Origin of the sequence: Streptomyces sp. GS7 (assembly GCF_009834125.1) — a bacterium.
In the GTDB taxonomy this organism is placed as follows: Bacteria; Actinomycetota; Actinomycetes; order Streptomycetales; family Streptomycetaceae; genus Streptomyces.
The window spans coordinates 275,026-299,860 of sequence record NZ_CP047146.1 but is presented as its reverse complement, the minus strand read 5'-3'; the positions used below and the strand labels follow the sequence as shown (position 1 = coordinate 299,860).

At 72.6% G+C, this 24,835-nt stretch carries 19 protein-coding genes and 3 tRNA genes; 6 read left to right on the top strand and 16 right to left on the bottom strand.

Annotated elements, in window-relative coordinates; genetic code table 11:
* Nucleotides 1–16: 16 nt before the first annotated feature.
* From purM to purS, 7 genes are all read right to left on the bottom strand, one after another.
* Complete coding sequence (gene purM, locus GR130_RS01350) at nucleotides 17–1,087, bottom strand: phosphoribosylformylglycinamidine cyclo-ligase (RefSeq protein WP_159503017.1); 1,071 nt, start codon at nucleotides 1,085–1,087, stop codon at nucleotides 17–19.
* Between the two features lie 33 nt (nucleotides 1,088–1,120).
* Nucleotides 1,121–2,680 carry an amidophosphoribosyltransferase gene (purF, locus tag GR130_RS01345; RefSeq protein ID WP_159503016.1) on the bottom strand — a complete coding sequence of 520 codons (1,560 nt, stop codon included), beginning with the start codon at nucleotides 2,678–2,680 and terminating at the stop codon, nucleotides 1,121–1,123.
* A 453-nt stretch (nucleotides 2,681–3,133) separates the two neighbouring features.
* Nucleotides 3,134–3,931 carry a maleylpyruvate isomerase family mycothiol-dependent enzyme gene (locus GR130_RS01340; protein WP_159503015.1) on the bottom strand — a complete coding sequence of 266 codons (798 nt, stop codon included), beginning with the start codon at nucleotides 3,929–3,931 and terminating at the stop codon, nucleotides 3,134–3,136.
* Nucleotides 3,932–3,972: 41 nt separating this feature from the next.
* Entirely contained in the window at nucleotides 3,973–4,854 is an 882-nt protein-coding gene (locus GR130_RS01335) for a M23 family metallopeptidase (RefSeq protein WP_159503014.1), read from the bottom strand.
* A 227-nt stretch (nucleotides 4,855–5,081) separates the two neighbouring features.
* Complete coding sequence (purL, locus tag GR130_RS01330) at nucleotides 5,082–7,355, bottom strand: phosphoribosylformylglycinamidine synthase subunit PurL (protein ID WP_159503013.1); 2,274 nt, start codon at nucleotides 7,353–7,355, stop codon at nucleotides 5,082–5,084.
* Nucleotides 7,352–8,032: a phosphoribosylformylglycinamidine synthase subunit PurQ gene (gene purQ, locus GR130_RS01325; RefSeq protein ID WP_159503012.1), complete on the bottom strand. Its 681-nt coding sequence runs from the start codon at nucleotides 8,030–8,032 to the stop codon at nucleotides 7,352–7,354. Before purQ ends, purL begins: the two co-directional genes overlap by 4 nt.
* Nucleotides 8,029–8,292 (bottom strand): phosphoribosylformylglycinamidine synthase subunit PurS, encoded by a 264-nt coding sequence (purS, locus tag GR130_RS01320; RefSeq protein WP_159503011.1) that lies wholly within the window; start codon nucleotides 8,290–8,292, stop codon nucleotides 8,029–8,031. Before purS ends, purQ begins: the two co-directional genes overlap by 4 nt.
* A 300-nt stretch (nucleotides 8,293–8,592) precedes the next feature.
* Between purS and GR130_RS01315 the strand changes: the two genes are divergently transcribed.
* The 4 genes from GR130_RS01315 (at nucleotide 8,593) to GR130_RS01300 (ending at nucleotide 10,460) form a co-directional block, all read left to right on the top strand.
* Nucleotides 8,593–8,913, top strand: coding sequence for a histone-like nucleoid-structuring protein Lsr2 (locus GR130_RS01315; protein ID WP_159503010.1), 321 nt, complete (start codon nucleotides 8,593–8,595; stop codon nucleotides 8,911–8,913).
* Between the two features lie 119 nt (nucleotides 8,914–9,032).
* Nucleotides 9,033–9,104: transfer RNA gene (locus tag GR130_RS01310), tRNA-Gly, on the top strand.
* A 74-nt stretch (nucleotides 9,105–9,178) separates the two neighbouring features.
* A tRNA-Gly gene (locus GR130_RS01305) sits at nucleotides 9,179–9,251 on the top strand.
* Between the two features lie 1,136 nt (nucleotides 9,252–10,387).
* A tRNA-Gly gene (locus tag GR130_RS01300) sits at nucleotides 10,388–10,460 on the top strand.
* 66 nt (nucleotides 10,461–10,526) lie between these two features.
* Here the strand turns inward: GR130_RS01300 and GR130_RS01295 are convergent.
* From GR130_RS01295 to GR130_RS01285, 3 genes are all read right to left on the bottom strand, one after another.
* On the bottom strand, nucleotides 10,527–11,426 hold the full coding sequence (locus tag GR130_RS01295) for a phosphoribosylaminoimidazolesuccinocarboxamide synthase (protein WP_159503009.1): 900 nt from the start codon (nucleotides 11,424–11,426) through the stop codon (nucleotides 10,527–10,529).
* Between the two features lie 87 nt (nucleotides 11,427–11,513).
* Nucleotides 11,514–12,749 (bottom strand): MFS transporter, encoded by a 1,236-nt coding sequence (locus tag GR130_RS01290; RefSeq protein WP_159503008.1) that lies wholly within the window; start codon nucleotides 12,747–12,749, stop codon nucleotides 11,514–11,516.
* Nucleotides 12,750–12,895: 146 nt separating this feature from the next.
* Nucleotides 12,896–14,101: an RNA-guided endonuclease InsQ/TnpB family protein gene (locus tag GR130_RS01285; protein ID WP_159503007.1), complete on the bottom strand. Its 1,206-nt coding sequence runs from the start codon at nucleotides 14,099–14,101 to the stop codon at nucleotides 12,896–12,898.
* Nucleotides 14,102–14,250: 149 nt separating this feature from the next.
* On the opposite strand from GR130_RS01285, the gene GR130_RS01280 reads away from it, so the two are divergent.
* Nucleotides 14,251–15,153, top strand: a complete 903-nt coding sequence (locus GR130_RS01280) for a LysR family transcriptional regulator (protein ID WP_159503006.1) — start codon at nucleotides 14,251–14,253, stop codon at nucleotides 15,151–15,153.
* Nucleotides 15,154–15,224: 71 nt separating this feature from the next.
* On the opposite strand, the gene GR130_RS01275 is transcribed toward GR130_RS01280, so the two are convergent.
* From GR130_RS01275 to purD, 3 genes are all read right to left on the bottom strand, one after another.
* Complete coding sequence (locus GR130_RS01275; protein WP_159503005.1) at nucleotides 15,225–16,706, bottom strand: N,N-dimethylformamidase beta subunit family domain-containing protein; 1,482 nt, start codon at nucleotides 16,704–16,706, stop codon at nucleotides 15,225–15,227.
* Nucleotides 16,707–16,963: 257 nt separating this feature from the next.
* Entirely contained in the window at nucleotides 16,964–18,856 is a 1,893-nt protein-coding gene (locus tag GR130_RS01270; RefSeq protein ID WP_236572664.1) for a hypothetical protein, read from the bottom strand.
* 454 nt (nucleotides 18,857–19,310) lie between these two features.
* Nucleotides 19,311–20,567, bottom strand: coding sequence for a phosphoribosylamine--glycine ligase (gene purD, locus GR130_RS01265; RefSeq protein WP_159503004.1), 1,257 nt, complete (start codon nucleotides 20,565–20,567; stop codon nucleotides 19,311–19,313).
* Between the two features lie 300 nt (nucleotides 20,568–20,867).
* Between purD and GR130_RS01260 the strand changes: the two genes are divergently transcribed.
* Entirely contained in the window at nucleotides 20,868–21,680 is an 813-nt protein-coding gene (locus GR130_RS01260) for an SLATT domain-containing protein (RefSeq protein WP_159503003.1), read from the top strand.
* A gap of 120 nt (nucleotides 21,681–21,800) precedes the next feature.
* Here GR130_RS01260 and GR130_RS01255 read toward each other — a convergent pair whose 3' ends face one another.
* The 3 genes from GR130_RS01255 to GR130_RS01245 form a co-directional block, all read right to left on the bottom strand.
* Complete coding sequence (locus GR130_RS01255; protein ID WP_043265042.1) at nucleotides 21,801–22,451, bottom strand: hypothetical protein; 651 nt, start codon at nucleotides 22,449–22,451, stop codon at nucleotides 21,801–21,803.
* A 95-nt stretch (nucleotides 22,452–22,546) separates the two neighbouring features.
* Nucleotides 22,547–23,224 carry a GntR family transcriptional regulator gene (locus GR130_RS01250; RefSeq protein WP_159503002.1) on the bottom strand — a complete coding sequence of 226 codons (678 nt, stop codon included), beginning with the start codon at nucleotides 23,222–23,224 and terminating at the stop codon, nucleotides 22,547–22,549.
* A gap of 109 nt (nucleotides 23,225–23,333) precedes the next feature.
* Nucleotides 23,334–24,692, bottom strand: coding sequence for an aspartate aminotransferase family protein (locus GR130_RS01245; protein WP_159503001.1), 1,359 nt, complete (start codon nucleotides 24,690–24,692; stop codon nucleotides 23,334–23,336).
* Nucleotides 24,693–24,835: the final 143 nt, after the last annotated feature.

The window sequence follows — 24,835 nt, the reverse complement described above, 5'->3', positions numbered from 1 at the left end:
CCAGGGCTCAGCCGATTCAGGCCGCGTAGTCACCGGTGAGGGTCACTGCCTCGGTGTGGTCGCCGCGCTCGACGATCTCACCGCTGACCCAGGCGTCCACGCCGCGGTCGGCGAGGGTGGTCAGGGCGACGTCCACGGACTCCTGGGGGACGACGGCGACCATGCCGACGCCCATGTTCAGGGTCTTCTCCAGCTCCAGGCGCGCCACCGAGCCGGCCGAGCCGACCAGGTCGAAGATCGCGCCCGGAGTCCAGGTGGAGCGGTCGACAGTGGCGTGCAGCCCGTCCGGGATGACCCGGGCCAGGTTGTTGGCCAGCCCGCCGCCGGTGATGTGCGAGAACGCGTGCACCTCGGTCGTCCGGGTCAGTGCCAGGCAGTCCAGCGAGTAGATCCTGGTGGGCTCCAGCAGCTCCTCGCCGAGGGTGCGGCCGAACTCCGGGATCTCCCGCTCCAGGGCCATCCCGGCCCGGTCGAAGAGCACATGGCGTACCAGCGAGTACCCGTTCGAGTGAAGTCCGGAGGAGGCCATCGCGATCACCGCGTCGCCCGTACGGATACGATCCGCGCCCAGCAGCCGGTCAGCTTCGACCACTCCCGTGCCGGCGCCGGCGATGTCGAAGTCGTCCGCGCCCAGCAGCCCCGGGTGCTCGGCGGTCTCGCCGCCGACCAGCGCGCAGCCGGCCAGCACACAGCCCTCCGCGATGCCCTTGACGATCGCCGCGACCCGCTCCGGGTAGACCTTGCCCACGCAGATGTAGTCGGTCATGAACAGCGGCTCGGCACCGCACACGACCAGGTCGTCGACGACCATGCCGACCAGGTCGTGGCCGACGGTGTCGTAGACGCCCATCCGGCGGGCGATGTCGACCTTCGTGCCCACGCCGTCGGTGGCCGAGGCCAGCAGCGGACGCTCGTAGCGCTTGAGCACGGAGGCGTCGAAGAGGCCGGCGAAACCGCCCAGCCCGCCGACGACCTCCGGGCGGGTGGCCTTCGACACCCACTCCTTCATGAGGTCCACGGCGCGGTCGCCGGCTTCGATGTCGACGCCCGCGGACGCGTAGCTGGCACCGGTGGAATCAGCGGACATGGCTGAGAACTTTCGTTTGGGTGGGTACGAGCACTACGGGCGACGCAGCGCGTCGGCGCCGCCGACCCCGGCCGTGAGCGTCCGGAGACCGTCCACGTCGGAGGCGGACGGGGCCGCGGTCTCCGACTCCAGGAGGTGCTTGCCCAGCAGCTCCGGGTCGGGCAGCTCCATCGGGTATTCACCGTCGAAGCAGGCGCGGCACAGCTTCGGCTTGTCGATCGTGGTCGCCTCGATCATCCCGTCGATGGAGATGTACGCCAGCGAATCGGCGCCCAGCGACTTGCCGATCTCCTCGACGCTCAGCCCGTTGGCGATCAGCTCCGCGCGGGTGGCGAAGTCGATGCCGAAGAAGCACGGCCACTTGATCGGCGGGGACGAGATCCGGATGTGGACCTCGGTGGCGCCGGCCTCGCGGAGCATCCGGACCAGCGCGCGCTGGGTGTTGCCGCGGACGATCGAGTCGTCGACGACCACCAGGCGCTTGCCGCGGATGACTTCCTTGAGCGGGTTGAGCTTGAGCCGGATACCGAGCTGACGGATGGTCTGCGAGGGCTGGATGAAGGTCCGGCCCACGTAGGAGTTCTTGACCAGGCCGGAGCCGTAGGGGATGCCGCTGGCCTCGGCGTAGCCGACGGCGGCGGGGGTCCCGGACTCCGGGGTCGCTATCACCAGGTCCGCGTCGGCGGGCGCCTCGGCGGCCAGCTTGCGGCCCATCTCCACACGCGAGAGATAGACGTTGCGGCCGGCGATGTCGGTGTCCGGGCGGGCGAGGTAGACGTACTCGAAGACGCAGCCCTTGGGGCGGGCCTCGGCGAAACGCGAGCTGCGCAGGCCGTTCTCGTCGATGGCGACCAGCTCGCCGGGCTCGATCTCCCGGATGAAGCTGGCGCCGACGATGTCCAGGGCGGCCGTCTCGGAGGCCACCACCCAGCCGCGCTCCAGGCGGCCGAGGACCAGCGGGCGGATGCCCTGCGGGTCGCGGGCGGCGTAGAGCGTGTGCTCGTCCATGAAGCAGAGGGAGAAGGCGCCCTGGACCTGCGGAAGGACGCGCGGCGCGGCCTCCTCGACGGTCAGCGGCTTGCCGTCCTCGTCGACCTGGCCGGCGAGCAGCGCGGTCACCAGGTCGGTGTCGTTGGTGGCCGCGACCTGGGTCGCCCGGCCGCCGTCCCGCGGCAGTGCGGCGACCATGGCGGCCAGCTCGGCGGTGTTGACCAGGTTGCCGTTGTGGCCGAGCGCGATCGAGCCGTGCGCGGTGGCACGGAACGTCGGCTGGGCGTTCTCCCACACCGAGGCACCGGTGGTGGAGTAGCGGGCATGGCCCACGGCGATATGGCCCTGGAGGGAGCCGAGCGAAGTCTCGTCGAAGACCTGGGAAACCAGGCCCATGTCCTTGAAAACGAGGATCTGGGAGCCGTTGCTCACCGCGATGCCCGCGGACTCCTGTCCACGGTGCTGCAGCGCGTACAGCCCGAAATAGGTGAGTTTGGCGACCTCTTCACCCGGAGCCCAGACACCGAAGACGCCACATGCGTCCTGGGGGCCCTTCTCGCCGGGGAGCAGGTCGTGGTTGAGTCGTCCGTCACCACGTGGCACGTTCCAGAGTCTAGGGCAGGTCGCGCATTCATCCGAACCGGGGATGGACGCGGAGCTGGAGGAGCGCATGAACGGCGCATTGCGCGCGCTTGACGTGTGCGCGTCCGTTCAGCCGCGCACTGCGCCGTCGCGGGCCCCGCAAACCCTTGGCGCGCCTGGCCTCCCACCAGATGCGCCGCGGCGCCCGGCGTCCCGACCGGCGCCGTCGCACCCACCCCGGTCGCGTGGCCGGTACGCCCTCCCCGCCCCCCTGAAGGACGGGCACCGATTTTCTCGCCCGCGCCCACCCCACCACCTCTGAGCTGCACTTTCGCGTATTTTCCAACACCCGCGACAAGGCGGCTTGAGGCCATATATGGTGTATGCCGGTTTTGCTTTCCGGTCGGTCGGTGTGAGATACGCGACGCCCGCGCGCGACAGCCGGACCGGGCACGGGCCGGGCACCGGACCGGCTCAGCTCATGACCGGCAGAACGCCGCTGATGTCCGCGCGTTCGCCGCTGGCGCTGACCGCCGCCGCGTCCAGCGCCGCGGCCCAGCCCAGCCGGCCGGTGGCCAGGCGTATCCACGTCAGCGGGTCGGTCTCGACCACGTTCGGCGGGGTGCCGCGGGTGTGCCGGGGGCCCTCGACGCACTGCACGACGGCGAACGGCGGCACCCGGACCTCGACCGAGCCGCCGGGCGCCTTCACGGCCAGCGCGTCGGCCAGCAGCCGGGTGGTGATGGCCAGCGCCTGGCGGTCGTACGGGATCTCCCGGCCGGTCGCCGCCGCCAGGTCGTCGGTGTGCACGACCAGCTCGATGCAGCGGGTGACCAGGAAGTCGTCCAGCCGCATCGCGGCGGGCCGGGCGGGCAGCACCCGGTCGTCCGGCTCCTGCGGGAGCAGCTCGGCGAGTTCCTCGGCGGCGCGCGCCAGCAGCTCCACGGGGTCGTGGGCGGCGGCCAGCTCGCGGGTGTGCGCGTCGACCCCGGGGGCGAACTCGGCGGTGACCGCCGGCCAGTCCAGGAGAGCGGCCCCGGCCCGCTCCGGGACCGGCAGCCGCAGGGCGCGCGCCACGCTGCCGACCGCCATGGACAGATGCACGGCCAGCTCCCGCACCCTCCAGTCCCCCAGCCGGGTCGGCAGCGCGAACTCCTCCGGCGTCAACTCCCCCACGGCCGCGCGGACATGATCCAGCTGCGCGGTGACGGCCGCACGCGTCTTGCGGGGGTCGTACTGGCGGGGGCGCGGCTTCCGGGCGGTCGGCGACATGGTGATCAGCCTAGGACGCACCACTGACAATCGGGCCGGGTTCAGGGGCGCGCGCGGGTGCTTTCGGGCTCCTCGGCCGTGAAGGTCTCGCCGTTGCGCGGCACGCCGATGCCCCGCCAGACGAACGGGACGCCGTCGGCGGTGTCCGGGTCGGCGCCGTTCATCAGCTGGAAGTGCAGGTGCGGCTCGGTGCTGTTGCCGGAGTTGCCGCACTCGCCGAGCGGCTGGCCGGTCCGCACCCGGTCACCGGGACGCACGCGGGCCGAGCCGCGCCGGACGTGCGCGTAGAGCGCGTGGGTGCCGTCGCCCAGGTCGAGGACCACATGGTTGCCGATCACCCGGCGGCCGCCGCCCAGCGAGCGCACCACGCTCTCGACCAGGAAGAAGTAGCCGAGCGCGAGCCAGGACGTACGGCTGAGGTGGTCGCGCTGACCGTCCTCGACGCGGACGACGGTGGCGTCGGCGACGGCGAACAGCGGCTTGCCGAACGCCGGGAAGGCGGCGGCGGGCCGGGCCGGCGGCCACCAGCCGGGGCCTGGCCGGGCGCCCGGCCCCGGCGCGACCACGATGTCGATGGCGTACTCCTGCCCGTAGTCGCGGGTGCCGTGGCTGGGGACCTTGTCGGCCGGGCTGTTCAGGGCCGCCCAGCGGCCGGCGACCGGCGCGGCGACCGTCACCGCCTCCGGGGCGGCGGCGCCGGACCCGCCGCCCGTTTCCGCCGCCCCGGACCGGCGGTTGCCCCCGACTCCGATCACCACCCACAGGCCCAACGGGATCCAGGCCCACCAGACCGGAATGCCGGCGAAGAAGCTCCCGGCGAGCAACGCGAGGAACGCCACCAGGCACAACCGGGCGGCGTACGGGAAGAGCTTCCGCAGCACCAGGGAGGTCGGGTGGGCGGGCCGGGAACGGGCGGACTTCATGTGGGACTCCCCCTGCGGTCGGCCGGGCGTCGGCGCCCGGCGGCGGTCGGCATCGCCTCCAGCCGTACCACGTGGTCGGCGGTGCCTCGTACGAAAGGAGCCAACGCCTTGCGCAGGACGCCGGAGCGCCCGCGGGTGCGCGCCGAAACGGCGACACGGCCCGCCAGACGTACTGGCGGGCCGTGTCGGCACGGCGGCACACACGGACCGGTGGTCCGGGAGCGACGCTAGGAGATCAGCCCCGGGATCGTGGTCTCGTGGGCGTGCCGCAGTTCGGCGAGGGGAATGCTGAACTGTCCCTGGATGTCGAGGGTTTCGCCGTCGACGACGCCGATGCGGGTGGCGGGGAGTCCCCGCGCGCCGCACATGTCGGTGAAGCGGAGTTCCTCGCTGCGGGGCACCGCGACGATGGCACGGCCGGCGGATTCGGAGAAGAGGAAGACGAACGGGTCCAGGCCGTCGGGAACGACCAGGCGCGCGCCCTTGCCGCCCTTGAGGCAGGACTCGACCACTGCCTGGATCAGCCCGCCGTCGGACAGGTCGTGGGCGGCGTCGGCCATCCCGTCCCGCGAGGCGGAGATCAGGATCTCGCCGAGCAGCTGCTCGCGGTCCAGGTCCACCCGCGGCGGCATGCCCCCCAGGTGGTCGTGGACCACCTGCGACCAGGCCGAACCACCCAGCTCCTCGCGGGTGTCGCCCAACAGGTAGATCAGCTGGCCCTCTTCGGCGAACGCCACCGGGGTGCGGCGGGTGACATCGTCGATGACACCCAGCACCGCCACCACCGGAGTGGGGTGGATGGCCGTCTCACCGGTCTGGTTGTAGAGGGAGACGTTGCCGCCGGTGACCGGCGTGCCCAGCGTCTGGCAGGCATCGGCCAGACCGCGGGTGGCCTCGGCGAACTGCCACATGACCGCCGGGTCCTCGGGCGAGCCGAAGTTCAGGCAGTCCGAGACCGCCAGCGGCTTGGCGCCGGTGGCCGCGACATTGCGATACGCCTCGGCCAGCGCCAGCTGCGCACCGGCATACGGGTCGAGCTTGGCGTAGCGGCCGTTGCCGTCGGTGGCGACGGCGACACCCAGGTTGGTGTCCTCGTCGATCCGGACCATGCCGGAGTCCTCCGGCTGCGCCAGCACGGTGTTGCCCTGCACGAACCGGTCGTACTGGTCGGTGACCCACGCCTTGGACGCCTGGTTGGGCGAGCCGACCAACTGCAGCACCTGGGCGCGCAGTTCCTCGGGCGTGGCCGGGCGCGGCAGGCGGGCGGCGTCGTCGGCCTGGAGGGCGTCCTGCCACGAGGGGCGGGCGTAGGGGCGGTGGTAGGTCGGGCCCTCGTGGGCGACCGAACGCGGCGGGACGTCGACGATCTGCTCGCCGTGCCAGAAGATCTCCAGCCGCTCGCCGTCGGTGACCTCACCGATGACGGTGGCGATCACGTCCCACTTCTCGCAGATCTCCAGGAAGCGGTCGACCTTGCCGGGCTCGACGATCGCGCACATCCGCTCCTGCGACTCGCTCATGAGGATCTCCTCCGGCGAGAGCGAGGAATCCCGCAGCGGAACGGCATCCAGCTCCACCCGCATGCCGCCGGAGCCGGCGCTGGCGAGTTCGCTGGTGGCGCAGGACAGGCCGGCGCCGCCGAGGTCCTGGATGCCGGCGACCAGATGCTCCCTGAAGATCTCCAGAGTGCACTCGATCAGCAGCTTCTCCTGGAACGGGTCACCGACCTGCACGGCGGGCCGCTTGGCCGGCTTGCCCGTGCCATCGGCGCTGTCGGGCGCTGTGTCGAACGTCTCCGACGCCAGCACGGACACGCCACCGATGCCGTCACCGCCGGTGCGGGCACCGTAGAGGATCACCTTGTTGCCGGCGCCGGACGCCTTCGCGAGGTGGATGTCCTCGTGCTTCATCACGCCCACACACAGCGCGTTGACCAGCGGATTTCCCTGGTAGCAGGGGTCGAAGACCACCTCACCGCCGATGTTGGGCAGGCCCAGGCAGTTGCCGTAGCCGCCGATGCCGGCGACCACGCCGGGCAGGACGCGCTTGGTGTCGGGGTGGTCGGCGGCACCGAACCGCAGCGGGTCCATCACCGCCACCGGCCGGGCGCCCATCGCCAGGATGTCGCGGACGATGCCGCCGACACCGGTGGCCGCACCCTGGTAGGGCTCGATGTAGGAGGGGTGGTTGTGCGACTCGACCTTGAAGGTCACCGCGTACCCCTGACCGACGTCCACGACACCGGCGTTCTCCCCGATGCCGACGAGCAGCGCGTCGTTCTCGGGGGCCTTGTCGCCGAACTGCTTGAGGTGGACCTTGCTGCTCTTGTAGGAGCAGTGCTCGGACCACATCACCGAGTACATCGCCAGCTCGGCGCCGGTCGGACGCCGCCCCAGGATCTCCCGGATCCGCGCGTACTCGTCCTCCTTGAGGCCGAGCTCGGCCCAGGGCTGGGCCGCCTCCGGGCTCTCGGCCGCGTGCTTGACGGTATCGAGGCTCATGCGCCCACCAGCTTCTTCAGGATCGAGGTGAAGAACGCCAGACCGTCGGTACGCCCCGTACCGATCAGCGGCTCCACCGCATGCTCGGGGTGCGGCATCAGGCCCACGACATTGCCCGCCTCATTGGTGATGCCGGCGATGTCCCGCAGCGAACCGTTCGGGTTGCCGTCCAGATAACGGAACGCCACCCGGCCCTCCGCCTCCAGCATGTCCAGCGTCCGCTCGTCGGCCACATACCGGCCGTCGATGTTCTTCAGCGGAATGCTGATCTCCTGGCCCCGCGCGTAGTCGGTGGTCCAGGCGGTCCCGGCGTTCTCCACCCGCAGCTTCTGGTCGCGGCAGACGAAATGCAGGTGGTTGTTGCGCAGCATCGCGCCGGGCAGCAGGTGGGTCTCGGTGAGCACCTGGAAGCCGTTGCAGATGCCCAGGACCGGCATCCCGGCCCGGGCCTGGTCGATCACGGTCTCCATCACCGGCGAGAACCGCGAGATCGCCCCGGCCCGCAGGTAGTCCCCGTAGGAGAAACCACCGGGCAGGACCACGGCGTCCACCTGGTGGAGGTCCTTGTCGCGATGCCACAGCGGCACCGCCTCGGCCCCGGCAACCCGGACCGCGCGCTGGGTGTCGCGGTCGTCGAGCGTGCCGGGAAAGGTGATGACTCCGACACGAACGGTCATGACTCGGCTCGCTCGGCTTCGTCGACCCGGACGGTGAAGTCCTCGATAACGGTGTTGGCCAGGAAGGTCTCGGCCATCTCATGGATACGGGCGAGGGCGGCCTCGTCGACCGGACCCTCCACCTCAAGTTCGAAACGCTTGCCCTGACGGACGTCGGCGATCCCCTCGAAACCCAGGCGTGGCAGTGCGCGCTGCACCGCCTGCCCCTGCGGGTCGAGGATCTCCGGCTTGAGCATGACGTCGACTACGACGCGTGCCACTGGCACTCCCGGTGGTGTGGTGCGTAAGGCGGTGTCCTCACAGTACCGTGTTCGAAAATCTACGCGCATAGATATCCGGGCCGTCCGATCACGGCCCGGTATCGGCGGGAGTGCGCTCCAGGGAAAATCCTCGAAAAGATCCGGAGTCCTGATTGCGGGAAGACACGCTGACAAAATTAACTGGGCTTCACAATGCAATGCCCATCGCTGTACAAATGAAAAAGCATTGATCCCAATCAGCCGGATCCGGAGCATCACCCCATGTCAACAAGGGGTCGCTCCCCGAAAGGACCGATATCCGTGGCGCAGCGCGTAGTAGTGACGCTCTCCGATGACATCGACGGAGGAGAAGCCGCAGAGACGGTCATCTTCGGTTTGGACGGGAAGTCGTACGAGATCGACCTCAATCCCGCCAATGCGAAGAAACTGCGCGGCGCCCTCGCCCCGTTCGTGGAGGCCGGCCGCAAGCGTGCCAAGTCCGGCAAGACCTTCCACCGGACCGCGGTGACCCCCGATCCCGCGGCGGTCCGCGCCTGGGCGCGCTCCCACCAGATGGACGTCCCGCCGCGCGGCCGGATCCCCAAGAAGGTCTACGAGGCCTTCAACGAGGCCAACCACTAACCGACTTACCGGCACCCGCGGGCCAGCACACCGCCGACTTGCACAGCACCCCCACTGATCAGCTAGAGTCTGGAGCACGCCGAGGGGCGAGGCCGAAAGGCCGGGCCCCGAGGAGTCACGCGGGTGTAGCTCAGTAGTAGAGCGCCCCCTTTCCAAGGGGGAGGCGCAGTGTGCAATCCCTGTCACCCGCTCTGACAGTTCAACCGGTCCAAAGGATCAGGTAGAGTAGCTGTCGCGCCACTTGGTGAAAGCCGAGTGGATGCCTGCGGACGTAGCTCAGTTGGTAGAGCGCAACCTTGCCAAGGTTGAGGTCGCGAGTTCGAGCCTCGTCGTCCGCTCAGGAAAAGAAGGCCCCGGTCCTGGAGACCGGGGCCTTCTTGATTTTCCGTCGCGGGCCCGGCGGATTTCCGGCGTGCGACTCTCGCGGGTTCCCGGCATGCGGGCTTGCGGACTTCCCGGCTTCCGGGATTCTGCCGATGCTTTCTTCGCGAGGCGGGCTTTGCGGGCCCGGCTTTGCGGACACGGGCTCGCGGGTGGGACCTCACCCGGCCTCCCGCCGTCGCACCGTGTTCGGATTGCCCCGGTACGGGATGAATAGCCGTACGCGAGCGGGGTGCTGCGATCTGCGTCACAGCCGGCGGCGGGGCGTATGCGCTCGGTGCGTTCCGCCGGGTGCGGGGCGCCGGTGACTGCCATGTGTCATCGACTGCCGGGGGGCGACCGTGCCGTTCCTTTCCCGGGTGGACCCACGGGCGGGCCGGACGCCGAAGCCCGCCATGGGGCCGGGGAGTTGGCCCGGGGACTTTTCCACATACGGCAACGGCCCCGGAGAAGGAGACGGGGAGGGGCGCGCGGGGCGGGTGTGTGCGTACGTGAGGAACGGCGTTGCGGGGCGCGGGTATTTCCCCGGGCGGGACGAGGCCGGCGGTGCTGCTACTCGCCCTGGAGCGGGCCGGGTTGATGCTTCTCGGACGCGACGTGCGGGCGATGCGCCGGGGCGGAAGGGGGGTGCCCGCGTGCGGGTGGTGGGTGTGGCGGTGGGTGTGGCGGTGGACACATCGTGGAGGGGTGCGGCGCCGGGTGCGGGGCGGGGATCGTGGCGCGTCGGGGGTGGTCGGCGGTGTGGGGTGGAGGACGGGGCGGGCATGCCGGGGGGCCGTGGCGACGGTGGGGCTGGCGTGGCGCCGGCGGAGGTCGTGCGCGGGAGGGGCGTCGCGGAGACCGTTGCGCGGGGCCGGAGTTGGCGGGGGACGGGGTCGGTGGCGAGGGGGCACCGCGGATGGTTCGGGAGCAGTGGTGCGGGAGCCGGGCGCCTGTGCCGGGAAGCGGGCCGCGCGGTCGCCGGGGGTGGGGCGGAACGGGCCGTCGGGCGGCACCGCGGAGGCGGGCGCGGGGCGCCGTCGTGCGGCGGGGCGCCTCACACGGCGGCGAGGTTGGCTATAGTGGGGCTCGCACCGCGCGGAAGCGTGGGCATGCGGACGTAGCTCAGTTGGTAGAGCGCAACCTTGCCAAGGTTGAGGTCGCGAGTTCGAGCCTCGTCGTCCGCTCCGAGAAAAGACCCCGGTCGGTTGCCGACCGGGGTCTTTTTGGTGCTGGTCGGGCCGCGCCGGCCGTCAGGACCAGGTGTGGCCTGTGAGGCGCTCGTACGCCTCGATGTACTTGGCGCGGGTGCGGTCGACGATGTCCTGCGGGAGGGCCGGCGGGGGCTGCTCGCCGGTGCGGTCCCAGGCCGCGGCGGGGGAGGTGAGCCAGTCGCGGACGAACTGCTTGTCGAAGGACGGCTGGGCGCGGCCCGGCTGCCACTGGTCGGCGGGCCAGAAGCGCGAGGAGTCGGGGGTGAGGACCTCGTCGGCCAGGGTGAGGCGGCCCTCGCGGAAGCCGAACTCGAACTTGGTGTCGGCGAGGATCAGGCCGCGCTCGCGGGCGATGTCCCGGGCCCTGCCGTAGATGGCGAGGGTCAGCTGGCGGAGCTGCGCGGCGGTCTCGGCGCCGACCTGGCGGGCGGTCTCCTCGTAGGAGACGTTCTCGTCGTGGTCGCCGACGGCGGCCTTGGTGGCCGGGGTGAAGATCGGCGCGGGGAGTTCGGAGCCGTTGACCAGACCCTCGGGGAGGGCCAGGCCGCAGACCGTGCGGGACTTCTCGTACTCGACGAGGCCGGAGCCGGCGAGGTAGCCGCGGGCGACGCACTCGACCGGGACCATCTCCAGGGACGAGCAGACCAGGGTGCGGCCGGCCCAGTCGGCGGGGGCGCCGGGCGGGACGTCGGTGGAGATGACGTGGTGCGGGGCCAGGTCGGCGAGCTGGTCGAACCACCAGAGGGAGAGCCGGGTGAGGACCCGGCCCTTGTCGGGGATCTCGGTGGGCAGCACCCAGTCGAAGGCGGAGGTGCGGTCGCTGGCGACCATGACCAGGTCGCCGTCGGCGTTCTGGTAGAGGTCGCGCACCTTGCCGGTGTGCAGGTGGGTGAGCCCCGGGACCTGCACGGGCTCGGGCTTTTCTACGAAACCGGACACGCTGCCTCCGCGTAGGTTGATCCAGGAGTCGAGGTGATTCTCCCGTATGGGGCGGGCGGTCCGTGCTTCGGGGGCCGCGGCCGGTGGTCAAGCGGAGGTACGGGCTCCGGAACGGACGACCGTGGCGAGGGTGAGCAGGGCGAGGACGGCGGCGCCCAGGAGGATCGCGGGCGGGGTGAACGTGGCGGTGAGCAGGGTGACCACGTAGGGGGCGCAGAAGCCCAGGTAGCAGGTGGTCCAGAAGCGTGCGGTGAGGCGGGCCAGGTGGTGCGGGGGCGCGAGGGCGGCGACCTCCGTCAGGCCGTAGGCGACGCACAGGCCGTAGCCGGCGCCGAGCAGCGCGGCGGCGAGCAGCGCCACGGCGGGCTCCGCGCGCGCCACCGCGAGGGCACCGGTCAGCAGGCCGGCGGCGGTGACGAGCAGGCCGGCGGCGCCGGTGGCGACGCGGTGCCGGGCGGTCAGCCGGCGGGCGAGCGGGGCGACGAGGAGGCCGGCGCCGGGGGTGACGGCGGTGATGATCCCGGCGTACACGGTCTGCCAGCCGTGGAGGCCGGTGTCGACGAGGCCGGGGAGGACGGCGAAGGCGATCGCGGGGGCGGCGAACACCCAGGGCGCCACCGGGACGACGAGGCGGCGGAACGGGGTGCGGTACGCGGGGACGGCGGGCTCCGGGGCCGCGGCACCCGGCGTCCGGGCCGGGACGGTCTCGGGGGCGCGGGCGGCGCCCAGGGCGGCGACCGCGACCAGGACCAGGTGCGGGACGTAGGCCAGGGTCATCGGGTACGGGGCCCACTGGGCTATCAGGGAGGCGGCCAGGCCCCCGGTGGCGAAGCCCGCGGAGAGGAAGAGGCCGGAACGGCGGGCGGCGGCGCCGGGGGTGGGCGCGGTGCCGTACGGCGGGGTGGAGAGTTCCTTGATCCAGACGCTGCCGGCGGTGAGCAGGGTGCCGGCGCCGACGCCGGTGAGGAAGCGGCCGGGCCACAGCAGCACCGGGGCGGCCGGGCCGGCCATCAGCAGGCAGGTCGCCAGGGCGGAGATGCCCAGGGCGGTGTAGGTGACCCGGCGGCGGCCGTGGCGGTCCGCGAGCGGGCCGCCGGCGAGGAGGCCGGGGATCAGGCCGACGACGTAGACGGCGAACAGGGCGGTGGTGGCGGCGGCGGTCAGACCGAGGTGGGCGCGGTAGGCGCCGAGGAGGGAGGAGTACTGGTTGGCGCTCCACCCGGAGGCGGTCATCAGCCAGCCGGCGCGCAGCCAGTGGCGCGGGGCGAAGGCCGCGGTGGCGGCGGTGCCGACCTGGGCCGTCGGGGTGTGTGACAGGGGCATGGGGGACGTTGTACGGCGGGGGCGGGCGGGCGCGCCGCCTCCGTTCAGGAATGGTGAACGGCCCGGGGTGGAGGCTTGGGCCCCGGCTTATCGTGGCGCGTGTGACTCCACCCACGCGTAAACGCGCGGGTTTCCTGCGTGGGTGGCTAGGCCGCCGCGCAGAGGACCAGCCCGGCCCTGTTGAGCACGTTGAGTGCGCCGACATGGTCGGCGTTGGCGACGAGGCCGCACTTGACGCACTCGAACTTCGCTTGAGTGACACGGTTCTCCCTGGCGACATGCCCGCATTCAGGGCACGTGCGGGAGGTGTTGCGGGCGTTGACCGGGATCACGCGGCGAGCGGCACTCTCAGCCTTCTGCGCCAGGATTCCCAGGAAGAGCCCCCAACCCACATCGAGGATGCTGCGGTTGAGTCCGGCCTTGGCCCCGGCCCCGTTCGGGAGGTACGCGCCGGGTTGCCCGGGGTCGGGCCTGGGTGCGGGTGTCTTGGTCATGCCCGCTGTGTTCAGCTTCTCGTGCCCGATCACATCGTGCTCGCGGACCAGGGCGAGAGCGGTCTTGTGGTGGTGGTCGACCCGCTGACGCCGGATCTTCGCGTGGATCTTGGCGACCTTGCGTGCTGCGGCACAGTGCTTCTTCGTGCGGCACCGCGTGCGCTTAGGGAACGTCGCAAGGTGCCGCTGAGCAGCAGCCAGTTCTTCGGCCATCGACTCCACAAAGCGCGGGTTGGCCACGTGCACGCCGTCGGAGTCGGTGAAGAAGTGCGTGGTGCCCATGTCGATACCCACGATGCTGCCGGTGGCGGGCAGTGTCTCGGCGGGTACCTCGTCGCAGGCGAGGATCACGTACCAGCGGCGGCCCTCGCGCTTGACCGAGATCGTCTTGACCCGACCGCGCACGGCACGGTGCTGGTGGACCCGGATGTGCCCGACACCTTGCAGACGCACACGGGTCTGCCGGTGATGCGGGGTGGAGTCCCAGCGGCAGCCGTCACCGTCCTTGGGGAACTCGACGGTGTCAAAGTGCCCCCTGCCCTTGAAGCGCGGATACCCAGGAGTCTGCCCGTCCTTGACCCGGCGGAAGAACGCGGCGAACGCCATGTTCAACCGCCGCAGTGTGGCCTGCTGCGAGGAGAACGACCAGCGGGCCTGGTCCGGGTCGAAGCCGCGGATCTCCTTCAGCTGCGCGGACTGCTCCCCGTACCGCACCGTCGTACGCGAAGCGTGCCGGTAGGCATCACGGCGTTCCTGAAGCGCGGCGTTGTAGAGCATGCAGTGATCCCGCAGCATCACCCGCAGCGCGGCTTCCTGCCGCACCGTCGGGCGCAGCACGAACTTGTAGGCACGGCGCACGCTCGTTCACCCCCCTTCACACAACCCCACCAACCCTACGTAACCCCACTGACAACAGCGCAGATCCATGAAGAAAGTCGAGGTCAGAGCAGTTGAAAGAAGCGATTCCCCCCTCGCCTGAAGACGAGGATCCCCTCGCTAGAAATCCGATGGATCTGCGACGGCTGTCTTCCTTCCTGGCGGTGGTCGAGGAGGAGCACTTCGGGCGGGCCGCGACCCGGCTGTTCCTGTCGCCGGCCGCGGTCACCCAGCATGTGCAGCAGCTGGAGCGGGAGTTCGGGGCGCGGCTGCTGGACCGCGGCCGGGGGCCGGTGGTGCCGACGGCCGCCGGGCGGCGGCTGGCGTCGCACGCCCGGACGCTGCTGGCCGCCGCGAACGCCGCGATGGAGGACGTGGCCGAGGCCGCCCGGGGGCGTTCGTCGCGCGGGCTGCGGGTCGGGGTGATGGGCCACGGTTCGGCGGAGCTGACCCCGGCCGCGGTGAGCGCATTCCGCCGGGCGTCTCCCGAAGTGCCGGTACATCTGGTGGAGTTGACCTTCACCGAGCACTGCAGCGCGCTGCGCGAGGACCGGGTGGACGTGGCGTTCGTACGGCCCGCGGTGGAGGCCGAGGGCATCGAGGTGGACGTCCTGACGACCGAGCAGCGAATCGTGGCGGTCTCGGCGCGGTCGCCGCTCGCGGACGCGGCGCACGAGGGGCTGCGGGTCGCGGACGTCATCGATCTGCCGTTTCTGCGGGTGCCGGCGCGCACCCCGCGGCCGTTCGTCGACTACCTGTACTTCCGGGACGGCGAGCGGCGGGCGCCGGACTGCGCGCTGACGCCGCACGACGTACTGACGAGTGTGGCGGCCGGGCGCGGCGCGGGGTCCGGGCTGAAGTCCTTCGCCCGCTACTACCCCTGGCCGGGCACGGTGTTCGTACCGGTGCTGGACGCGCCGCGGGCGCACAGCGTGCTGGTGACGCGGGCCGGGGACCCGCGTCAGGAGGTGCGGATCTTCCGGGCGCTGACGGTCGCGCTGGCACGGGAGTTGGGGGAGTTCGCGGCGCGGTAGGTCCCGGTGGCGCGCAGGCGCTGCGGGCGGTTTCCGGGGCCTGCCGTAGGGCCTGTCCGATGGGCCGGGCCCTAGTCGCGCTTGCAGATGCGGTCGAGGAGGTTGGCCGTGGCGCGCTGGACGCGCTGGTCGACGTGGCCGGGGCGGTCGAGGGCGGGCGACCAGGCGAAGGTGCCGGAGGAGAAGACCAGCGCGCCGCTGGGGGCGCGGTAGAGGGAGGTCTCCTGATGGCGGCGGTTGCCCTCGCTGTCGCGGTACGGGGAGTGAGCCAGCAGGATGCGGCGGGTGTGCTCGGGGAGGCTGGTGCGCGGGAAGTAGCGGTCGGCCTCTCCGGCGACCAGGCCGGGGATCTCGTCGCCTTCGTCGGCGCCGGTGGCCTCCCACAGCCAGTGGTCGGCGTTGCGGACGACCAGGGGGGCGGGCTCGGGGACCCGGCCCGCGTACTGGATGCCCATCAGGCGCTGTTCGGGGTTGCCCAGTTCGCGCCAGAGGGCGGGGCGGCCGGGGCCCTGGCGCTTGCGGCAGGTGAGCAGGGCGGCGGGGCCGGACGGCGACGGGGACAACTCGACCTGCCAGTACATGGTGTTGGCGGAGAGGAAGACCAGGGAGGTGCCGCCGTCGCGGGCGCCCTCGATCGTGCGGCGCATGGGTACCGACCAGTACTCGTCGTGGCCGGGGAAGACGATGCCGCGGTAGCGGGTGGGGTCGACGCGGCCGGCGTGCAGATCGCGGGCGTCGGCATAGGCGAGGTCGTAGCCGTAGCGCTCGGCCCAGCGGATGAAGTCGTAGGCGTGGCCTACGTGGAGGGGCAGGCCGGCGCCGGCGTAGGGGCGGTCGAAGGAGACGGTGGTGGCGGCGTCCCGTTCGCCGAGGAGGGCGCCCTTCTCGTCCCAGGCGTGGTAGAGGCTGGCGCCCGTACGGCCGTCCTCGGGGTAGAGGTTGTACGCCTGCCAGGTGATGTCGGGGAGCAGCAGCAGGAGGTCGGCGGGCTGGTCGTCGCGGACGGTGAAGGGGATGTGGGAGCGGTAGCGGCCGTCGGCGGTGGTCAACACGGCGACGTAGGCGCCCAGTTGCCAGTACGTGGGCACCTGGAGGCGCCAGGACAGCCACCAGTGGTGGCAGGAGACCGTGCGGTCGACCAGCAGGGGGGACGGCTGGACGATGCCGGCCAGCCGGGGGCTGGTGGTGATCTTGGCGGCTCCGGCGCCGGCGTAATGGCCGATGCGGTAGACGTCGATGCTGAAGGGCTGCGGCGGGTCGACCGAGACCCGGAAGTCGATGGCCTCGCCGGGGGCCACCGTGCCGGTGCCGGCGAAGCCCTTGATCTGGCAGTGCACGTCGTCGGCGGTGCGCGGGCCGTTGTGCTTGCGGGGCGCGGGCACCAGCAGGTCGCCGCGGGCGACCGCGGGATCGACGTACCAGGGAATGATGTGGCCGGAGTCGAAGTACGTCTCGCTGCCGCGCAACCAGGGCAGCGGGCCCTGTCCGAACGGGTCCGTGACCGCGTGGGCGAGGGCGCCCGACTCCCAGCGCCTGATCTGTTCCGTCGCCACCTTCCACTCCCCTCCCGCGTCCCCCTTGGCCGCGGCCGACCGGGCGGGTGGCCGCCGCCCGCCGCTCCGGGCCGCCGCCGTACGCACGGGGACGGATCCCGGCATCGGGGCGAACGGGCCTTACCCGCCCCCCAGCACATCACATTACGCACTCACTTCGTCACCCTTCGTCGTGAATTTAGGTGCGCTTGCCCCGAAGCATGAACTGAAAGCGAACACTCAGCCGATCCGGCGGTCCCCTGCGATCACACGAGCGGTCACACCAGCCGGACCGGCTTCTCGGGGCGGATGCCTATGGTCGTCAGCCAGCCGCGGAGCGGTTCCGCGTCGCCGTCGTCGACGAGGCAGAGGACCGGGCGGCCGAGGTCGGCGCGGCGGGTGCCGTCGACGATGAGGGCGGGGCCGTCGAGCCAGTCCAGGCCGGGGGCGGCGCCGGCGGTGTCGACGGCGGCGCAGCAGACCATGGCCGTGACGTGGTCGGCGAGCAGTTCGCGGCCGGTACGCGGCGGTTGCAGGGGGAACAGCGGGAGGCCGCCCTCGGCCAGGCCGTCGCCCCAGGCCACCCCTGCGGCGGCGTCCCGCGTACCGCTGCCGCGGGCGGCCTGGCGGGCGGCTTCCTCGCGCTCCTCGCGGGCGACCTCCGCGCCCAGCCGGGCGGCGACGAGATCGCCGGTGCGGGAGTCGCGGGCCAGGCGGTCGATCACCCGGGCCAGGGTCGGGCCGGTGGGGGCGGCGGCCGCGGGGGCGGCGGCCGAGCCGGGGGGCTCCCCGCCGGGCCGGCCCGCGGGGCGATGGCCGGCGGACGCACGGGCGCGGGCGTAGGTCAGCGGCGGGGCGGTGGTGGTGCGGTGGGTGGTGGTGGGCGCCGTGGGCGGGGCCGGGGAGGACGGCTCGGCGGGGGTGGCGGGGTGGTCCGGCGTACGGGACGCGGGGCCGTCCTCGGAGGCGGTGTCCGGCGGCGGGGTCACCGGGAGTTGGTCGAGGACGCGGTGCAGGCGGGCCGCCTCCAGGCGCCACTTCCGGTCCACGACCTCTTCCGGATACTGCTGCCAGCCGACCGGTGACCAGTCGGGCCCCGGCTCGGCCGGGCCGCCGTGGAAGAGCCGGGCCGCCAGCAGGGAGGCGGCACGGTCGATGGCGCCGGGCTCCTCCAGGAGGTCGCAGGCGGGCCGTTCGCCGAGGCGGGAGGCGAAGCCCTCGGCGAGGCGGTCGCGGCGGGAGAGTTCGGTGAGCGCGGAGACCACGCCGGCGTCCAGCCGGGAGGGCCAGCGGCCCATCCGCCAGGCGGGCAGCGCGACCCTGGTCAGCAGCCGGTCCCAGCCCGCGTACGCCAGCCCGACCTGTTCCTGGGCGACGATCCGCAGGCCGTAGTCGACGGTCTGGGCGCGCTCGGAGGCGGCGGCCGCCACCCCGCGCTCCATGATCGTGGCGTGTTCGCGGCAGGCGCGCAGCAGCAGCCGGGCCACTCGGCCGACGAAGCGGAGCGGGAGGCCGCGCAGCGGGCCCCTGGCGCGGGCCGCGACCGCGACGGCTGCGTCCAGGCCGCGGATGAAGCGGCGGGCGGCGGCTATGTCGGGGTGCGCCGACGGGCCGGTGCCGGCGACCACCGGGGCCAGCAGGGCGCGCAGCTCGGCGACCCGCATCCACCACAGGAACGGTGAGCCGATCACCAGGACCGGGGCGTCAGACGCCCGGCGGCCGGCGCCCCGCGCGGGCCGCGGCGGGCCGTGGGCGCGGTGCGTACGGTCCTCCAGCCAGCTGTCGCAGTCCGGGGTGAGCGCTATCGCGGACGGAGCGGGGACGTCGAGGCGGTCGGCGAGGTCGCGGACGAGGCGGTAGAGATCGGGGGCGGACTCCTCGGAGAGCGGCACGGAGGGGCTGAGGGCCGGCCGCGCGCGGACGACGACCGCGGCCACCAGCGCGGCCAGCAGGAGCGTGAGCACGGCGGCACCGCTGACCGTCCAGCGGGCGATGCCCCAGCCGCCGTCGGCGCCGAGACCGGCGCCGAGATGGCCGGTGGCGCCGCCCGCGAAGAGCACCACGGCGACCGCGGCGGGCAGTATCGCCGCGGCCAGCGCCGCGCCGCGGACGCGGAGTACGGCCAGGGCGCGGGCACGCGCCGCCAGGACGCCTGTTTCCGGACTTGCCACGAGCCTGTACACCCCCTGCTGTCCTGATGGAGCCGGACCGGAGAGATAAGGAAGGAGAGCGAACACGGGACGGGGAACGGGACGGACGGACAAAAGATGATGCGGTGCGTGGGCGAGCGAGGTCACTCCCCCACCACTGTGGCACTGGCCACTGACATCGCAATGCCGGTGACCCACTTGCCGGACGCCACCGTGGCAACCGTGCCGGATGAGGGCACTGCGACCACAGGACGCTTGCGCGGCACCCTAGTTGGGGGTTGTTCTTTCGTCAGCCGGTTACCGGCGCGGTCACTCGATGGAATGGCTTTGGGTAAAGCCGAGGACCGGCGACCGGTCGATCTGGGCCGCTTCCCGGATGTCCGGAAGGCCCGGAAATAGTCGAGGCATATGCCATGGGGAATGACATATGCCTCGGACCACGTGTGCGACGCGTGCGGACGCGCCGGGAGACGCGCTACGCCTCCGCCGCCGCCTTGGCGGCGATGTCGGTGCGGTGCTGGGAGCCGTCCAGGGAGATCCGGCCGATGGCCCGGTAGGCGCGCTCCCGGGCGGTGGCCAGGTCGGCGCCGGTGGCCGTGACGGACAGCACCCGGCCGCCCGCGCTGAGCACCGCGCCGGACGCATCGCGCTCGGTGCCGGCGTGCAGCACGTACGCATCGGGGGCGTCCTGCTCGGCCACCTCGGCCAGGCCCTCGATCGGGTCGCCGGTGCGCGGGGTGCCCGGGTAGTTGTGGGAGGCGATGACGACGGTGACCGCGGCGCCGTCGGTCCAGCGCAGCGGCGGGAAGGTGGCCAGGGTGCCGGTCGCGGCGGCGTGCAGCAGGCCGGCGAGCGGGGTCTGGAGACGGGCCAGTACGACCTGGGTCTCCGGGTCGCCGAACCGCGCGTTGAACTCGATCACGCGGACCCCGCGGGAGGTGATCGCCAGGCCCGCGTAGAGCAGCCCGGAGAACGGGGTGCCGCGGCGCCGCAGTTCGTCGACGGTGGGCTGGAGCACGGTCTCGAGGACCTCGTCGACCAGCTTCGGGTCGGCCCAGGGCAGCGGGCTGTAGGCGCCCATCCCGCCGGTGTTGGGGCCCGCGTCGCCGTCGTGGGCGCGCTTGAAGTCCTGGGCGGGCTGGAGCGGGACGACGGTCTCGCCGTCGGTGACGGCGAAGAGGGAGACCTCGGGACCGTCCAGGAACTCCTCGATCACTACGCGGTCGCAGGCCAGCGCGTGGGCGCGGGCGGCTGCCACGTCCTCGGTGACGACGACGCCCTTGCCGGCCGCCAGGCCGTCGTCCTTGACCACGTACGGGGCGCCGAAGGCGTCCAGCGCCTCGTCGATCTCCTCGGGGGTGGTGCAGACGTAGCTGCGGGCGGTGGGCACGGCCGCGGCGGCCATCACGTCCTTGGCGAACGCCTTGGAGCCCTCCAGCTGTGCGGCCTGGGCCGACGGGCCGAAGACCGGGATGCCGCGGTCGCGTACGGCGTCGGCGACGCCCGCCACCAGGGGGGCCTCGGGGCCGACGACGACGAGGTCGGCCTCCAGGCCCGCGGCGAGTTCGGCGACGGCCGCGCCGTCGAGGGCGTCGACGCCGTGCAGTTCGGCCACCTCGGCGATGCCGGCGTTGCCGGGAGCGCAGTGCAGCGCGGTGACGTCGGGGTCGAGGGACAGAGAGCGGCACAGGGCGTGTTCGCGGGCGCCGCCGCCGATGACGAGGACCTTCACGCAGTGCAGCCTAGACGAGCGGCGCGACGGGCCCGACGCCAGCCCGCAGGGCTGCGGGCACGGGCGCGGGCGCGGACACGGGCCGCCGGGCGGGCCGGAAACCGTCCGCCCCCGCGGCGGCAACTCTTTCGGGTGAGATCCGCGGCGGCCCTATACCCGATCCCGCACCACTTCCGGGCGGAAACGGCGGGACCGCGGGACGGTGGCCAGCCGTTCGGCGGTAGGAAGGGGGACGTGCGCAGCCGCCGTCTCGTTACGCCACGGGCGCACCGCACATATCCGTACAGAGGGAGCGCACGGGTGAGTCAGCCGGAGATGCAGCCCGAGGTGCCCCCTCGGGGGGAGGGCGGGCGGGGACGTGGCCGCGGGCGGCACCCGGACCGCTTTCGGGACCGGGGGCAGCCGGAGCGCCGCGCCACCGGCCGGTTGCGGGGCCCGGGCGATCTCATCGGGCGGGCCTTTCCGGGCGGCGACTGGGGCGAGCCGGCCGACCGGCTGGACGCGCTCTATCTGTGGACCGAGGAGAACGCGCTGCGCACCGCCGACTGGTACCTGCACGACCGGCTGGCCAAGCGCCGGGGCGCGCGGGTGCTGCGGCTGGGCACCGCGGCCGGGATGACCGCGGGCGGGGCGCTGCCGCTGCTGGACCTCGCCGGGGTGTGGGGGCACGGGGCGCCGTGGGGCGCGCTGGCGCTGCTGCTGGCGGCGGTGTGCGTGGGCGGCGACCGGTATTTCGGGGTGACCACCGGCTGGATGCGCGATCTGGCCACCGCGCAGGCGATCCACCGGCGGCTGGAGGCGTTGCAGTTCGACTGGGCGTCCGAGGGGGTGCGCGAGGTGCTCGGGCCGACGGAGGGCACCGCGAGCGAGGCGGCGGAGCGCTGCCTGGGGGTGCTGCGGCGGTTCAACGAGGACGTCGGGGAGCTGGTCCGGGCCGAGACGGCGGACTGGATGGTGGAGTTCCGGTCCGGGCCGGTGCCGCAGGCCACGCAGGCGGTGCTGCCGTGGGCGGCGCCGCGGCAGGAGGGCCCGGGCCAGGCGGGGCGGTTCATGCTGCCGCCCGGTGCGCGGCCGAACATGCCGCGGCAGCGGCCACCGGAGGCGCCCCGCTGACGGTGCGCCCGCGCCGGGTGCGCGGTGGGAGGGCGGGACCGGGCGGGCCGGCGGGGGTGTGGGGCGCCCCCACCGGCCCGCCCGGTGCGGTGTCCGTACCGGTGCGGTGTCCGTACCGGTTCAGCTGAAGACGATCATGGAGCCTTGGCCCAGGCTCCGGGTGGCGGCGGCGTGCAGCCCGAGCCAGACGTGCCGCTCCCGGGCGAACGGGCCGTCGTCCAGAGGGGCCGCGCCCGCCCGCTCCTCCAGCGATGTGGGGCCGGCCGGCGGCGCGGGCGCGGCCGGCGGGTTGGCCGGATCGATGCCGAGGGCCGGTGCGACCAGTTCGAGGTCGCGCAGCAGGCCGTGCGAGGAGCCCAACGGGCCGCCGCCGGCGAGCAGTTCGTCGTTGGCGAGCGGGTGCGGGAAGTCGACCGGGACGTACGCGCCCGCGTGGTCGTAGTGCCAGACCAGGTGGGACTGCTGTGCGGTGGTCTCGAACATCTCCAGCAACTGCTCGTAGTCGCCGCCCAGTTCGTCGACCGGGGTCACCTCCAGGCCGCACAGCCGCAGGAGGTAGGCGCGGCGCAGGAAGTGCAGCGCGTCGTAGTCGAAGCCGGCGACCGGTGCCACGTCGCCGGAGAGGCCCGGCATGTAGCTGAAGACCGGGACCGTGGGCAGGCCCGCCTCGGCCAGGGCGCTGTCGTAGGCGGCGATCTCTTCGGAGAACGGGTTGTCGGGGCTGTGGCACAGCACATCGACGAGGGGTACCAGCCACAGGTCACATGCCACGGGTGAGGGCTCGCTTCCGGTCGGGGACGGGGACACCGGCGCACGTACAGGTACGGGTACGGCCCATTACGGCCGATGGTCGGGACAGCGTAGTGCTACCCGGGCCTTCCGACGAGAGCGAGGGAGTGCTCGTTGTACTCGGCGATCAGCCGCTGGGCGTCCGGCAGGTCGTGCCGCAGGAGGGCGTCGGCGAGTTCGCTGTGGCCGTGCCAGAGGCGGCCCCTCAGCTGCGGCTCGCGGCGCAGCAGGGGCACCGCGAACATCCAGGTCTGGACGCGGAGCCGGTCGAGGAAGTCGCTGATGTAGGGGTTCTTGACGATGCCGCTCAGCTCGCGCCAGAACCGCAGGTCGTAGCCGATGAGGACGTCCAGGTCGCCGGCCCGCGCGGCGCGCTCGGCCTCCTCGGCGCGGCGCCGGACGGAGATCAGCACCTCGGCGGGGGTGGCCAGCAGGGCCCGTTCGGCGCCGCTGCGGAAGATGCCCTCGATGATCAGGGTGCGAGCCTCGACCATGGCGCGGAAGTCGTCGGCGGTGAAGGCGTGCACCTTGAAGCCGCGGTGCTGCTCGACGTCCAGCAGGCCCTGGGCGCACAGGTCGAGCAGCGCCTCGCGCACCGGCGTCGCGGAGACGCCGTACTGGTCGGCGATCTCCTTGACGGTGAAGGGGTGGCCGCACGGCAGCCGGCCGGCCAGCACCTCGTCGCGCAGCGCGTCGGCGATCTGCTGGCGCAGGGTGCTGCGCCGTATGACTGAGCTCTCTCCGCCGGCGGCCATCCGGTGCGTCCCCTTCGACGTCCATGACCGCAGGTGAGCGCGGCCCTCGCCCACGATAGGCGAGGGCCGCCGCACGGTGCCTCCCGATGGGTACGAGCGATCGGCCGGCTCAGGCGGTGTGCGCGTCCGCGGCGGTCAGCGCCTCGTCGAGGGCGGCCAGGCCCTCCTTGGCCTCGGCCTCGGTGACGGTGCAGGCCGGGACGACATGCGTCCGGTTCATGTTCACGAAGGGCCACAGGCCGCCGCGCTTGCAGGCCGCGGCGAATTCGGCCATCGGGGCGTTGGCGGCGCCGGACGCGTTGTAGGGCACCAGCGGTTCGCGGGTCGCCTTGTTCTTCACCAGGTCCAGGGCCCAGAAGACGCCCATGCCGCGGACCTCGCCGACCGAGGGGTGGCGCTCGGCGATGGCGCGCAGCGCCGGGCCGATCACCGTCTCGCCGATCTCCGCGGCGTTCTCCACGATCCGCTCCTCGGCCATCGCGTTGAGGGTGGCGACGGCGGAGGCGCAGGCCAGCGGGTGGCCGGAGTAGGTCAGGCCGCCGGGGTAGGGCCGCTGGTCGAAGGTGGCGGCGATCTCGGCGCTGATGGCGACGCCGCCCAGCGGTACGTAGCCGGAGTTGACGCCCTTGGCGAAGGTGAGCAGGTCGGGGGTGACGCCGAAGTGGTCGGCGGCGAACCAGCGGCCGGTACGGCCGAAGCCGGCCATCACCTCGTCGAGGATGAAGACGATGCCGTGGCGGTCGCAGATCTCGCGGACGCCGGCGAGGTAGCCGGGCGGCGGGACCATGATCCCGGCGGTGCCCGGGACGGTCTCCAGGATGATCGCGGCGATCGACTGCGGGCCCTCGAAGGCGATGGTCTCTTCCAGGTGGGCCAGGGCGCGCTCGCACTCCTGGGCCTCGTTCTCCGCGTGGAACGGCGAGCGGTAGAGGAACGGGCCCCAGAAGTGGACGACGCCGGCCGAGGCGGTGTCGGAGGGCCAGCGGCGCGGGTCGCCGGTCAGGTTGATCGCGGCGGCGGTGGCGCCGTGGTACGAGCGGTAGGTGGACAGCACCTTGGCGCGGCCGGTGTGCAGCCGGGCCATCCGGACCGCGTTCTCCACGGCCTCGGCACCGCCGTTGGTGAAGAAGATCTTGTCGAGGTCGCCGGGGGTGCGCTCGGCGATCAGCCGGGCGGCCTCGGAGCGGACGTCCACGGCGAAGCCCGGGGCGAGCGTGCAGAGCTTGCCGGCCTGCTCCTGGATGGCCGCGACGACCTTGGGGTGCTGGTGGCCGATGTTGGTGTTGACCAGCTGGGAGGAGAAGTCGAGGTAGCGGTTGCCGTCGTAGTCCCAGAAGTACGAGCCCTCGGCACCGGCGACCGGCAGCGGGTCGATCAGGCCCTGTGCGGACCATGAGTGGAAGACGTGCGCGCGGTCGGCGGCCTTGACTGCGGCGCCGGCGGAGGGGTCGGGGTGCTTCGTGGTCACGGTCGGTACCTCGGATCGGTCGCGGGGGTCCACCGCTGGACAGGAACGGCGAACGGCTCCCAGCCTAAGGATCACGGTCCGCCGACCGGTACCGACACTGTGTATGGCACTCACCACGCGCACGGACAGAATGTCTACGGTCC

What these genes read in the sequence shown, in the direction of transcription:
- purM (WP_159503017.1), bottom strand. Translation starts at nt 1,087, where the DNA reads ATGTCCGCTGATTCCACCGGTGCCAGCTACGCGTCCGCGGGCGTCGAC.
- GR130_RS01340 (WP_159503015.1), bottom strand. Translation starts at nt 3,931, where the DNA reads ATGTCGCCGACCGCCCGGAAGCCGCGCCCCCGCCAGTACGACCCCCGC.
- GR130_RS01335 (WP_159503014.1), bottom strand. Translation starts at nt 4,854, where the DNA reads ATGAAGTCCGCCCGTTCCCGGCCCGCCCACCCGACCTCCCTGGTGCTG.
- purL (WP_159503013.1), bottom strand. Translation starts at nt 7,355, where the DNA reads ATGAGCCTCGATACCGTCAAGCACGCGGCCGAGAGCCCGGAGGCGGCC.
- purQ (WP_159503012.1), bottom strand. Translation starts at nt 8,032, where the DNA reads ATGACCGTTCGTGTCGGAGTCATCACCTTTCCCGGCACGCTCGACGAC.
- GR130_RS01290 (WP_159503008.1), bottom strand. Translation starts at nt 12,749, where the DNA reads ATGCCCCTGTCACACACCCCGACGGCCCAGGTCGGCACCGCCGCCACC.
- GR130_RS01280 (WP_159503006.1), top strand. Translation starts at nt 14,251, where the DNA reads ATGGATCTGCGACGGCTGTCTTCCTTCCTGGCGGTGGTCGAGGAGGAG.
- GR130_RS01250 (WP_159503002.1), bottom strand. Translation starts at nt 23,224, where the DNA reads ATGGCCGCCGGCGGAGAGAGCTCAGTCATACGGCGCAGCACCCTGCGC.